Origin of the sequence: Clostridium lacusfryxellense (genome assembly GCF_018861735.1) — a bacterium.
Classification (GTDB): domain Bacteria; phylum Bacillota; class Clostridia; order Clostridiales; family Clostridiaceae; genus Clostridium_AD; species Clostridium_AD lacusfryxellense.
Window position 1 is genome coordinate 52,654 of record NZ_JAHLEB010000004.1, and the last position, 13,035, is coordinate 65,688.

Here is a 13,035-nt window from a genome sequence, read left to right on the forward strand (position 1 = left end):
GTAACAATGCTGGGGGTTTTATCTGATGTTGGTAATGTTAGAAAAACAAACGAAGACTCTGTAGGTTATTTTGAAGATAATGATTTTGATATATATGCTGTAGCAGATGGTATGGGAGGGCATAATGCAGGGGAAGTTGCGAGCAGACTCGCCATTGAAATTATAATAGACTATATAAAAAAGAATCACCAAGGATTAGATCTAAAAGAAGTACTTTCTGATGGAATAAAATCTGCAAATAAGCAAATATTTGATGTTGCAAGTGGCGATGAGTCTCTTAAAGGAATGGGTACAACAATAACAATTTGTTTTAAAAAACAAAATAAAATGGTTGTTGCAAATGTAGGTGATAGCAGTTGTTATATTATTGATAATAATAAAAAACTGATAAAAGTTACAAGAGATCACTCTCTAGTGCAACAGCTTTTAGATAATGGTAGTATAACTGAAGAAAGCGCTAGGAATCACCCTAATAAAAATATTATAACAAGGGCACTTGGAACAAATGAGATTGTAGAAGTTGACTTATTTGATGTTGATTTGAATAGTGTTATCAAATGCATTTTGTGCACAGATGGTCTTACTAATGATGTGACTTATTCAGAGATGTATGATATTATTATCAAAAATGAAGACAATAATGCTTCTAGCTGCAAAATGTTAGTGGATTTAAGCAAATCTAAGGGTGGACGGGATAACATATCCGTTATCGTGTTTGAAGGAGAGTGCAGAGATGATAGGAACCATATTAGGGAGTAGATATGAACTCCTTGAAAAAATCGGAGAGGGTGGTATGGCGATAGTTTATAAAGCTAAGTGTCAATTACTCAATCGTTATGTTGCTGTGAAAATATTAAAAGAAGAATTTTCAAATAACATAAATTTTATGGAAAAGTTTAAAAAAGAGGCTTTATCTGTAGCTAGCCTTTCATCAAACAATATAGTTAACATATATGATGTTGGTCAAGAAAAAGATATTAATTATATAGTAATGGAGTATATTAAAGGAAAAACGTTAAAGCAAATTATACTTCAAAACGGTAGCATGAATTACAACCAGGTTTTAGATTATGGAATGCAGATTGCAAAAGCACTTGAGTGTGCTCACAAAAATAACATTATTCATAGGGATATAAAACCTCACAATATTTTAGTAACTGAAGATGGAACAGTTAAGGTTACAGATTTTGGCATAGCAAAAGCTGCAAGTTCTGTAACTATTACTAACACTAGCACAGTTATGGGATCAGCTCATTATTTTTCACCAGAACAAGCAAAAGGAAGTTTTGTAGACTTTCGAACGGATATTTATTCTTTTGGAATAGTGCTTTATGAGATGGTTACAGGTAGAGTGCCTTATGATGCAGATAGTCCTGTATCAGTAGCATTAAAACATATCCAGGAACAAGTTGTTCCACCTAATCAAATAAATAGAAATGTTCCTGAGAATTTGAATAAATTAATATTAAAAGCTATAGAAAAAGAACCAATAAAGAGGTATCAGACTGCGAAAGAAATGTTTTTAGATTTGCAGAGAATACAAAATAATAGCTCATATACTATAGCAACAACAAAGAGTATGGAAAATGAGTACACTAGGGTTATGGCGCCAGTAAATGTAGCAGATTATGAAAAACCAAAAAAAGAAAAAAAAGAAAAAAATTACGAAGAAGATGAAGACGAAGAAGAAGTGGTTAAAAAACCAACATCTAAAGTTAATAAGAAAAATAATAATAAAACAAAGGTAGCGGTTGTTTTTGCATTCATTTTATTAATTATTTTAGGTAGTCTTGCAGCTGTAATTGTTAGCAACTATATTACTAATAAGCAAGCAGTAGTTACGCAGAAGATATTGGTTCCTAAAATTATTGGTTTGGATAGTGCAGAGGCAGAGAAATTAGTTGTGGCCAAACAATTAAAGTTTACTGAGTTACAAGAAAATAGTGACGAACCTGAAGGTACGGTTACTATATGTTATCCGGATGAGGGAACTGAAGTTGAAGCTAATAGTGAAGTAAGAGCTACTGTTAGTAAAGGTCCAGCAAGTTTTAAAATGCCTTTGGTTAAAGGGTATGATAAAGCATCGGCAGAGGCTATTATTGAGGATAGTGGATTACTTCTTAGTAATGTTACATCAGATTATAGTAGTACTGTTGCTAGTGGAGTAGTTATAAGCCAAGATCCAGATAAGGACAGTTTAGTTAAAAAAGGTGATTCAGTAAGTTTAGTAATAAGTAAGGGCGTAGAAATTAAAAATACAACGGTTCCAAACCTAAGTGACTTTAACTTTTCACTAGATGGTGCAAAACAAATGTTGGAAGCTAAAAATTTAAAATTAGGTGAAAAAAAAGAAGTAGAAACAAGTGATCAAGCGCTGGATGGTAAGGTATTTGGGCAAACTATACCTAAAGAGACTCAAGTTCCAGAAGGTACTGCTGTAGGCGTTAGTATTTACAAGTATAAAGAACCTGTAAAAGAACAATTTGATGTTCCAGACTTTAAAGATAAAACTGTTAAAGCTGCAAAAGATCTAGCTACGCAGCAGAATATAACTATATCAGTTCCTGGTAATGATGAAGATATTGTTGATTCGCAAGACAAGGTTGCAGGAACTAAGGCAAACGTTGGAGATGTTATAACTTTAACAAGCAAGGTAGCGCCAGTAGCACCTACGGGAACAACAACCCCACCTCAATAATAAAAATAGATAATTGTAACTTATGAAAAACATTTAATAATGTAAGTCAAAAGTGAATGAAGGAGGATATATGCAAGGAGTAATCATAAAGGGTATAGGTGGATTATATTTTGTAAAAGTTGAAGACAAAGTCATAGAATGTAAAGCAAGGGGGAAGTTCAGGTATACTGGACTTTCTCCTGTTATTGGTGACCGGGTGGAAATAATGCTTGAGACAGATGTTACTAAAGGCGTAATTGAGAAAATTTTTGCAAGAGATACAGAAATGATAAGGCCGGTAGTTGCTAATGTTACTCAAGCGTTTGTAGTTTTCGCCTTTAAGAAACCTGATTTAAATATGGAACTACTTAATAAATTTCTAGTGCTTTGTGAACATTATAGGTTAAAAATAGTGCTTTGTTTAAATAAGCTAGATTTAGTTTCTGAGGTTGATGATGATCTTATAAAAGAATTAAGGAGCGTTGGATGTGATATTGTATTTTTAAAAGCAAAAGAGGGAATGGGTCTTTTGGAGCTTAAGACAAAAATTAAAGACAATATTACCGTTTTTTGTGGACCATCTGGAGTTGGAAAATCAACTATTCTTAATAGTCTACTTGGAAGGGAAGCTATGAAAACTGGCGATATAAGTAAGAAATCTCAGAAAGGTAAACATACAACTAGGCACAGTGAGCTTATTGAATATGAAGAAGGATTTTTACTAGACACTCCAGGATTTTCATCATTAAGTTTAGACTTTATAGAGAAGGAAAAATTGCAAGATTGTTTCCCTGAATTTGAAGATTATAGAGGTGAGTGCAGGTTCTCTAATTGTGTTCACAATAAAGAACCTAACTGTAGGGTCAAGGAAGCTGTTGAAGCTAAAGAAATTTACACTGATAGATATAAATTTTATATCAAAACATTAGAAGAAATTATTGCTAGGGGGAATAACAAATGATAAAAATATCACCATCAATACTGTCAGCGGATTTTTCAAGACTTGGAGAACATATTAGGGAGTTAGAAGCGTGTGGCGCGGATATGATTCATATAGATGTTATGGATGGTATGTTTGTACCAAATATTTCTTTTGGCATTCCTATAATTAAGAGTGTTAGAAATATAACGAAATTGCCATTCGATGTTCATCTTATGATAGAGGATCCCTCTAGATATGTAGAAGATTTTGTGAATGCGGGAGCAGATATTATAACTGTTCATTATGAAGCTGATAGGCATATTGATAGAACTATTAATTATATTAAGAGTTTTGGTATTAAAGCAGGTATAGCATTAAATCCTGGAACGCCTGTAGCATTAATTAAAGATTTAGTAAGCAATCTTGATATGGTGCTGATTATGTCAGTAAACCCAGGATTTGGAGGACAAAAGTATATTAAGTACTCTTCAAATAAAATTAAAGAAGTTAGAGATCTTGCAGATATTTATAATAAAGACATTATGATTCAAGTGGATGGTGGCGTTGATGACACAAATATTGGTGAAGTTGTTAAGAGCGGGGCCAATGTAATTGTAGCAGGCTCTGGAGTATTTAAGAATAATGAAATCGAGAAAAACATAAAGGGCTTAAGGTCATCAATTTAATATGAAGGTAATAATAATATCAGGAGGAAATCCACCCTCGAAAGAATTACTTACTAAGGAAATGGAAGATGGTGCATTTTTAATCGGAGCGGATAGCGGGGCAAATTGCTTGTTTCGCTATAATATAAAACCCGATTTACTTGTTGGAGATTTTGACTCTATTGATAAGAAGATATTGTACCATTTTAAAAAAAATAATTGTAGAATAGATACTTACCCTACAGAAAAAGATTTTACTGACACTGAAATTGCAGTTCAAAAGGCTCTGAGCATGAAGCCAAATAAAATAGTACTAATGGGATGCACTGGAAGTAGGGTTGATCATTTGCTTGGTAATATTGGTATGCTAAAAAATTGCCTTGAAAATGGCGTTGAGGCGTGTATTGTAGACCAAAACAACTATATTAGGTTAACTGATGCTTCAACTTCATTAAAGGGCACTGTGGGGCAAACATTCTCACTTCAGGCTTATGGCGATGAGGTAATCGGATTAACCATTGAAGGCTCGAAATATCCATTGAACAATTATAATTTGAAAATTGGTCAAAGTATAACTATCTCAAATGAGTTTATATTGCCTATGGTTAATATTAAATTTAAAGCAGGAATACTTATGATAATATTATCAAAAGATTAATGCTAAACAAAACTATTTTTTTTATTGCTGACTTCAATTTAGGTTGAAGACTTCAATAAAAAAAATAGTTTTTTTATTTTGTAAACATTACCTTGAGCGAGTCATATAATAATACTGGAGTACTTTGAGAGGGGAATACTTATGAGAAGGTGGTTTAGGTTTTTACAACGGCAACTTGGAGTAATCATAACATGTTTAGGCATAGGAATAATAACAGTAGTAATAGTACCATTTTGGTGGTGGATAATTGTTGTGGGAGGAGGAATTGTTTATTGTGGCTTTTGTATAATGAATCATAACAATCATTGTTAGTGTTGCATTATATTTAGGAGGAATTAAAAGAATTTATTGAAGTGTTTAGGGAATTATAATCAATATATTATATTTGAAGTATATATATTAAACGGAGGTAAGAGAGATGAAAATTATGGCAATTAAATTACCGAGATTTATGTCTCGAATAATTAGGTTTTTTCTAAGAAAATAACATAGAAAAAGAAATAGTTAGACTGAATTTAAAAAAATTCGGCTGTTAAGCTGAATTTAAATAAAAAATGCAGCTGTTAGGCTGAATTTAAATAAAAAATGCAGCTGTTAGGCTGCATCTTTATTTTTTAATTATATAGCACGTTGTACTTTACCTGAACGAAGACATCTAGTACATACATGTATAGATTTAGGCGTTCCGCTTACTATAGCTTTAACTTTTTGAATATTTGGAGCCCATTTTCTTTTTGACTCACGGTGTGAGTGACTATATTGGCTACCTGAAATAACACCTTTATCGCATATTTCGCATTTTCTTGACAATGAAAACACCTCCTTAAGACTATGAAGAACAAAATCTTCTCAATTGAAACACGCATTATTGTAACATAGATAGCACTATGCTTGCAAGTGAAATTCAAAAGTATTAATAACTAAACCAATTATTAAATTAATTTTGTTGAAAAAATTGCTAATATAATATAAAATAATCTATATGGAACTATAAGAGATAAGTATAAGGAGGAATTGCAATGAAAGGTAACATTACGAATGAGAATGGTACTATATATTATTCAGAGGAAGCATTAGCCAATATCGTTGGCATTTCTACAACTGAGTGTTATGGAGTTGTAGGAATGGCACTCAAAGATGCTAAGGATGGATTTTGGCAATTAATTAAGAATGATAGTTTAAATAAAGGAGTTAAAATTAGTTCTAAGGAAAATAAACTATTTATTGAACTGTATATAATAGTTGAATACGGAACAAAAATATCTGTAATAGCAAACAATATAATTCAAAAAACAAGATATAATGTTGAAAATTATACAGGACTGGGCGTTGCAGCAATAACAGTGAACGTTCAAGGTGTAAGGGTCTAAGGAGGAATAAACAGTGGAATACTTTAAAATAAATGGACAAAACTTTCGTAACATGGTAATAAATGCATCGAATAGGTTAGAAGAAAAAAAAGAATACGTAAATGCGCTGAATGTATTTCCAGTTCCAGATGGAGACACAGGTACTAATATGTCAATGACATTTAAATCAGCAGTACAAGAAATTGAAAACATGGAAGATGAGTCTATCGCAGAGGTGTCAAAGAAGATAGCTAGAGGCGCTCTCATGGGTGCAAGAGGTAATTCAGGTGTCATACTATCACAAATATTTAGAGGCATTGCAAAGGGATTAGAGGGGAAATCAGATGCCACAACTCAGGAATTAGCTAAAAGTATTCTAGAAGGTGCAAATTTTGCTTACAAGGCAGTAATGAGACCCACTGAAGGAACTATTTTAACTATTATTAGAGCTGCAGGGGAATGCGCAGTTAATAGCGAGGCGGAAAATATCATTCAACTTATGCAAGAGGTATGCAAGCATAGTGAAATAGTGTTAGATAAAACTCCAGACATGCTTCCAGCACTAAAGGAGGCAAAGGTAGTTGATGCAGGTGGAATGGGACTTCTAATATTGTTTAAAGGAATGTATGAAGCTTTAAGCAATAACATACAGGCTACAATTAATCAGGTTGACAAGCTAAATACTAAAGTAGAAACAACACCATCTGCGGCATCTAATATACCTGTAAACATAAAGTTTGGTTACTGCACTGAATTGTTAGTAATAGCTCCAAATGTTGATACCAATAAACTTGAAAAATATTTAGAAAAATTTGGAGACTCGATGGTTGTAGTTTCCCAGGATGAGTTTCTTAAAATCCATATACACACAAATGATCCAGGTCTTGTGCTATCAAAAGCAGTTACACTGGGAGAATTGTCTAAAGTGAAGATTGAAAATATGAGAGAACAACATAGAAATTTATTAGGAATATATAATGAGGAAACAAAGGAAATAGATAAACCAAAAGAAAATAATTCTGAAAATAAAAAATATGGATTTGTATCTGTTGCTCTTGGGGAAGGTATTAGGAGTATATTCGAGGATTTAGGTGTGGATGTTGTAATTGAAGGCGGCCAAACTATGAATCCAAGTACGCAAGACATATTAGATAGTATTAATAAAATTAATGCTGAGAATATATTTATATTGCCTAATAATAAAAATATAATTATGGCTGCAATGCAAGCTGTTGAATTATCAGATAAAAATGTAATGGTTATTCCATCGAAAACTATACCACAAGGAATAACAGCTGTTACAATGTTTAATGCAGAAGTAAGTGTAGAGGAAAATGAGAAAGCGTTAAAAGAAGCAATTAGAAATGTTGCAACAGCTTCTGTAACATATGCTATAAAGGATACTGAATCTGATGGAATTATTATAAAAGAAGGAAATATTTTAGGTCTAGTTGAGCAAGAAATTAAAGAAGTTGGAACGGATATTTATAAAGTTTGCTCAGATATTATTGCCGGTATGATTACTAGCGACAGCGAACTTATTACAATTTTCTATGGTGAAGATTGTGTTACTACTCAAGTAGAAGAATTTATTTCTGAATTAGAACGCAAATATCCAGATATAGACATTCAACATTATAATGGAAAACAACCCTTATATTATTTTATTGCGTCAGTTGAATAAAAGCCCTAGGGCTTTTTTTCTTGTGGAGATGTGCCTAGCATGGACGTTATATAATAAACAGGGTCTTTATTAAAATCTTATTCTTGGAGTGGTATTTATGGATATTTATAGCGATATAAAATATATAAAGGGCGTTGGCCCTAAAATGGCAGAGAATCTGAATATGTGTGGGATTTTTAATGTATTAGATATACTATTATATTTTCCAAGAGATTATGAGAATGTATCTGTCCATAAAAGCATTCTAGAATGCGTAGAAAGCGAAAATGTTATTATAGAGTGTAATGTTTTAAATATATTAAAAGATGTTAGATTAAAAAATAATAAAACACTCTCGACTATAGTTTTTTCTCAAGGTGAAAATAAGTTTAAAGGTAAATGGTTTAATCAGAAATATGCAAAAAATAGCTTTAAGGTTTCAAATAATTATATTATTACAGGCAAAGTGAACAAATTTAAGGAAGAAATAACTATTATGAATCCCAAAATAGTAAAAAATACATCAATGGATTCAAATAAGATTATTGCAAAATACCCCCTTAAAAACAATATTACAAATAATTTCTTCAATAAAATTATATCAGGAGTGCTTAGTGATATTAATATAACAGAGAGTTTGCCTTTATGGATTGTGGACAAATATGGATTTTGCTCTTTGGAGGATGCGGTGCGCAATATACATAGTCCTAAAAGTTCAGAACTACTTGATGAATCCAGAAGAAGACTTAAATTCCAAGAGTTATTTACATATTCATTGAAGATATTAATGTTAAAAGAATTTATAAAATTTCATAATGATGGTATTCAGTTTAAAATAGCACCAGAACTTACATTGCTTAAGGATCAACTCCCATTTGAACTTACTAGGGCCCAAAGTAGAGTTGTAAGAGAGATTCTAATAGATCAAAAAAGAGATAAAGGCATGAATAGACTTCTTCAAGGAGATGTTGGTAGTGGCAAAACTATAGTCGCTATAATTACTATGTTTAATGTGGTGAAGAATGGGTACCAAACTTCTATGATGGCGCCTACCGAAATTTTGGCAAAACAACATTATGCAGAAATTCAAAATGTATTAAAAGATTTTCCATTAAATATTAAATTATTAAGCGGAAGTACATCAGCTAAAAACAAACAATTGATTAAAGATGAATTAAAAAATGGAACCATTGATATTATTATAGGAACACACGCACTTATTGAAGATAATGTAGAATTTAAAAACTTAGGAATGGTAGTTACTGATGAGCAACATCGCTTTGGGGTATCACAAAGGAATAGATTCTCAAACAAGGGTAAAAACATAGATATTCTTGTAATGACAGCTACCCCGATTCCTAGAACATTGTCATTATATTTATATGGTGATTTAGACGTTTCTATCATTGATGAATTGCCACCTGGAAGGCAAAAAATAGATACAAGTTATGAAAATATGTCCTCAAGTGATCATGTGTATGATTTTGCACTAAATGAGATTAATAAAGGAAGACAAGTTTACATAGTTTGTCCGCTAGTAGAAGAAAATGAAGATATGAAGTTAAGCTCAGTTGAAATGCTTTATGAAAAGTTAAAGAAAGAACAATTTAAGGATACAAATATAGCAATGATATATGGTAAAATGCCCAGTAAGCTTAAGAATGAAGTAATGGATAAATTTAAAGATGGAGAAATTAAAGTGCTAGTTTCTACTACGGTAATTGAAGTGGGAGTAAATGTGCCTAACGCCACAGTTATGATAATTGAAAACTCAGAAAGATTTGGGCTTGCACAACTTCATCAACTTAGAGGAAGAGTAGGGAGAGGAAAGTATAAGTCCTATTGTATACTACTGGCTAAAATTACAAATAATATAGTTAGAAAAAGACTAGAGGTACTTATAAAAAGTAATGATGGCTTTTATATCGCCGAAGAAGATTTAAAAACTAGAGGTGCAGGAGAATTATTTGGAATTAGGCAGTCTGGTGAATCAGGTTTAATTCTAGCAGATGTGATTTGTGACATCGATATTTTAAAGCTGGCAAATAATGAAGCAAAGAATTTAATACAAAGCAATAATAGTGAAGATGTGGTTGTGAAAAATGATATAATAGAAAAAATAAAGAAAAGTTCTAACTACATTTGTTTTAATTAAGAAAAAAATAGTTTTGTATAAATTACATATATATGTTAAAATATTATCGAAACTTGCTTAGATGGAGGAATAAACGTATGAGAATTATCGCAGGAAATGCAAGAGGAAGAAAATTATTATCGCCTGTTGGAATGGGAACAAGGCCAACATTAGATAGAATAAAAGAAGCTATGTTTAATATAATTCAAAATAGGCTAGTTGGAGCTGTAGTTGTAGATATGTTTTCGGGTACAGGTAGCTTAGGACTCGAGGCAGCAAGTAGAGGAGCGTCCAAATGTTATTTAATTGACATGGGGGATACTACATTTGAAATGCTACAAAAAAATGTAGATAATCTAAAGTTTAACGATAAATGTGAATGTTTAAAAGGTGATACATATAAATACATGGAACAGTTTGCAAATGATAAAATTGTATTTGATTTAATTTTTATAGATCCACCATATGCCAAAGAAATGATTCCACCAGCTATTGAAATAATTGGTGCAAATAGTCTTTTAAGAAAAGATGGATTGATTGTTTGTAAAATAGATTCGTCAGAGGAAATATATGAAGGTAATTCTATTATTCAGCTTTCGAGTTCAAGAAAATATGGTAACACTACTGTATTGTTTTATGAATACAAGTAAGATAATATTAAAGGATTAGTAGCTCATTTGGAGTAAATACATGGATGGTAACAATTGTAATTGTAATCTATCCAAAGGAAGACATGGAGGAACAACATGAAAAAAGCAATTTGCCCTGGAAGTTTCGATCCAATAACGAATGGACATTTAGACATTATTGAGAGAGCGTCTAGAGTTTTTGATGAATTAATAGTAGGTGTAGTTGTTAACCCAGAGAAAAAATGTCTCTTCTCTGTAGATGAGAGGGTTGAACAAATAAAAAATATAGTGAAAAATTTAACTAATGTAAAGGTTAAGAAGTTTAGTGGGTTACTTGTACACTTAATGAATGAGGAGAACGTCACAGTAATTGTGAAAGGGCTCAGAAGTGTATCAGATTTCGAATATGAGTTTCAAATGGCATCAATGAACAATAAATTGGATCCAAGCAAGGAAACTATATTTATGATGGCAAAGGCGGAGTATTGCTATATAAGTTCTTCATCGGTTAAGCAGGTTGCAATGCTTGGTGGAGTAATTAATGGGTTAGTACCTGAAGAAATAATTCCAGACATTATAAAGAAAATTAATTTAAAATAGGTGGTGGAAATATGGATATGGATGTAATTAAACTTTTAGAATATCTTCAAGGAATTATTGAAAGTTCATCTAAAATACCTGTAACAGGTAAAGCTGTTATAAATAAAAAAGAAATAATGGATATAATAGATCAAATTATAAATCACTTGCCAGATGAGTTTAAGAAGGCTCAGTGGATTTGTGATGAAAAAGAGCGAATTCTAGTTGACGCACAAAAACAAGCTAAGAATTTTGAAGAAGAGACTATTGATAAAATAAGAAGAAGAGTTGAAAAGCAAGATTTAGTCAAAGAAGCACAGACAAGAGCTGAAGAAATTATAGCATCATCTCAAAGGGATGCCAAAATTATGAGGCTAGGGGCTAAAGACTATGCTGATGAAATATTATCACAGTTAGATAAAGAGATTGAATTAAAAGGTCAGAAAATGCTCCATAAGATTAAAGGGGATGTTCAAGACTTTTTAATATCTTTGCAAGGAGAGGTTACGGATACAACAACCTCAATAAGAGAGAATGTAAAAGAACTAAGAGGTATGAAATAATTTAATTATTTTTATAAGTAGTAGTGGTACAAATAAAATTAATAATATTAGAAAGTATAAATTACTACTTTTATAGGTACCCATATTATTAAAAGTTAATACAGATGATGTATGTAGAAATATAAAATATAATATAATTGTTAAGATTGATGATATTATAGCTTGAATAAATTTTCGAGCTATATATTTTTTTATAGAAATATCATATTTATATGTGTAACTATAAACTTGAGAAATGATAGACAAACCGCTAAAAGCAATTAAAAAACTCAAAACTGGAAGTTTTACATATAGATTTGAATTACTAGAGGCTATTAAAAAACATCCGTTAGTCATCTCAAGCATTCCGAGCAATAAACCTTCTATGAAATTACTAGAAGAGCCAATAATTAAGGAAAGCTTATTAAGGATAATGTTAAATAAGGCATTATCTTTAATCATTCCTGTAAGTACAGAGAATACTACGATGAAACCACCTATGCTTAGGGAGTTTTTCATAGCGTCTTCGATGCTGCTTTTTAATATCATACCAATATTTTCATTTGTTTTAATATTTATTGATGAACTTCTACTTCTATATTTGATTCTAAAAAAAGAATTCCTTGAGGGAATAATAAATCCCATAAAAATGCAAGATATAATATTAGATAGTAATAATATATAACCTATTTTACTACTTAACATCATAGAAGCACCTACTGATCCTATAATGAATAGAGGACTTGAATTAGAAGCAATACTTAGCAATCTTTCGCAGGTGTTCAAATCAATTATATTTTTTTCGTATAGGTCGCAGGTATATCTTGCACCCAAGGGATAACCACATAGTAGACTAATTAAAAGCGCAAAATTACATTCTTTTGGTAATTTCAAAGGTTTGCAAATAATGTTACCTAATAGTTTAGAGTAAATATGAATGCCATCATAGCTTATTATAATATTTATTATTACTAAAAACGGGAAAAGAGAAGGGAAAATTGCATTGAAAAATAGCTTTGCACCGGATATGGTGTATTGGATACAAATATTTGGGTCTAATATTATTTGAAGAATAATAAGAGAACAAATTAATGTTATAGATAAATTTATCTTCAAAGTTTTAAATAGTTTAATTAATAATAGTATTATTAAAATTAGTAATATAATTAATAGTAATTTCAAATGCTAAACCCCTTTTCAAAGTATTACTGTATTAA

The 13,035-nt window shown here is 31.2% G+C and carries 14 protein-coding genes; 12 read left to right on the forward strand and 2 right to left on the reverse strand.

Translation table 11 applies throughout. The annotated features are described in order from the left end of the window. Window positions 1-6: 6 nt before the first annotated feature. The 6 genes from KPL55_RS04120 (at window position 7) to KPL55_RS04145 (ending at window position 5,234) form a co-directional block, all read left to right on the forward strand. Entirely contained in the window at window positions 7-759 is a 753-nt protein-coding gene (locus tag KPL55_RS04120; RefSeq protein WP_216305442.1) for a Stp1/IreP family PP2C-type Ser/Thr phosphatase, read from the forward strand. Then, on the forward strand, window positions 734-2,698 hold the full coding sequence (pknB, locus tag KPL55_RS04125) for a Stk1 family PASTA domain-containing Ser/Thr kinase (protein WP_216305443.1): 1,965 nt from the start codon (window positions 734-736) through the stop codon (window positions 2,696-2,698). Before KPL55_RS04120 ends, pknB begins: the two co-directional genes overlap by 26 nt. A 70-nt stretch (window positions 2,699-2,768) precedes the next feature. Further along, entirely contained in the window at window positions 2,769-3,638 is an 870-nt protein-coding gene (rsgA, locus tag KPL55_RS04130; RefSeq protein ID WP_216305444.1) for a ribosome small subunit-dependent GTPase A, read from the forward strand. After that, window positions 3,635-4,285 (forward strand): ribulose-phosphate 3-epimerase, encoded by a 651-nt coding sequence (rpe, locus tag KPL55_RS04135; RefSeq protein ID WP_216305445.1) that lies wholly within the window; start codon window positions 3,635-3,637, stop codon window positions 4,283-4,285. The genes rsgA and rpe overlap by 4 nt, the downstream gene beginning before the upstream one ends. Before the next feature lies 1 nt (window position 4,286). Beyond that, window positions 4,287-4,922, forward strand: coding sequence for a thiamine diphosphokinase (locus tag KPL55_RS04140; RefSeq protein WP_216305446.1), 636 nt, complete (start codon window positions 4,287-4,289; stop codon window positions 4,920-4,922). A gap of 141 nt (window positions 4,923-5,063) precedes the next feature. After that, window positions 5,064-5,234, forward strand: a complete 171-nt coding sequence (locus KPL55_RS04145; protein WP_216305447.1) for a hypothetical protein — start codon at window positions 5,064-5,066, stop codon at window positions 5,232-5,234. A gap of 306 nt (window positions 5,235-5,540) precedes the next feature. Here the strand turns inward: KPL55_RS04145 and rpmB are convergent, their stop codons facing one another. After that, entirely contained in the window at window positions 5,541-5,732 is a 192-nt protein-coding gene (gene rpmB / locus KPL55_RS04150) for a 50S ribosomal protein L28 (RefSeq protein WP_216305448.1), read from the reverse strand. A 209-nt stretch (window positions 5,733-5,941) separates the two neighbouring features. Here rpmB and KPL55_RS04155 point away from each other — a divergent pair, with 209 nt between their 5' ends. The 6 genes from KPL55_RS04155 to KPL55_RS04180 all read left to right on the forward strand — a co-directional run bounded on the left by KPL55_RS04155 (window position 5,942) and on the right by KPL55_RS04180 (window position 11,839). After that, on the forward strand, window positions 5,942-6,292 hold the full coding sequence (locus KPL55_RS04155; RefSeq protein WP_216305449.1) for an Asp23/Gls24 family envelope stress response protein: 351 nt from the start codon (window positions 5,942-5,944) through the stop codon (window positions 6,290-6,292). A 13-nt stretch (window positions 6,293-6,305) separates the two neighbouring features. Then, a complete protein-coding gene (locus tag KPL55_RS04160) occupies window positions 6,306-7,955 on the forward strand; it encodes a fatty acid kinase ATP-binding subunit FakA (protein WP_216305450.1) in 1,650 nt (549 codons plus the stop codon). A 97-nt stretch (window positions 7,956-8,052) separates the two neighbouring features. Then, window positions 8,053-10,089, forward strand: coding sequence for an ATP-dependent DNA helicase RecG (recG, locus tag KPL55_RS04165; RefSeq protein ID WP_216305451.1), 2,037 nt, complete (start codon window positions 8,053-8,055; stop codon window positions 10,087-10,089). A gap of 77 nt (window positions 10,090-10,166) precedes the next feature. Further along, window positions 10,167-10,718, forward strand: coding sequence for a 16S rRNA (guanine(966)-N(2))-methyltransferase RsmD (gene rsmD / locus KPL55_RS04170; RefSeq protein ID WP_216305452.1), 552 nt, complete (start codon window positions 10,167-10,169; stop codon window positions 10,716-10,718). A gap of 96 nt (window positions 10,719-10,814) precedes the next feature. After that, window positions 10,815-11,297, forward strand: coding sequence for a pantetheine-phosphate adenylyltransferase (gene coaD, locus KPL55_RS04175; protein ID WP_216305453.1), 483 nt, complete (start codon window positions 10,815-10,817; stop codon window positions 11,295-11,297). Window positions 11,298-11,314: 17 nt separating this feature from the next. Next, window positions 11,315-11,839: an ATPase gene (locus tag KPL55_RS04180; protein ID WP_216305541.1), complete on the forward strand. Its 525-nt coding sequence runs from the start codon at window positions 11,315-11,317 to the stop codon at window positions 11,837-11,839. On the opposite strand, the gene spoVV is transcribed toward KPL55_RS04180, so the two are convergent. Then, a complete protein-coding gene (gene spoVV / locus KPL55_RS04185; protein WP_216305454.1) occupies window positions 11,822-13,000 on the reverse strand; it encodes a dipicolinic acid transporter SpoVV in 1,179 nt (392 codons plus the stop codon). The genes KPL55_RS04180 and spoVV overlap by 18 nt on opposite strands. Window positions 13,001-13,035 lie beyond the last annotated feature (35 nt).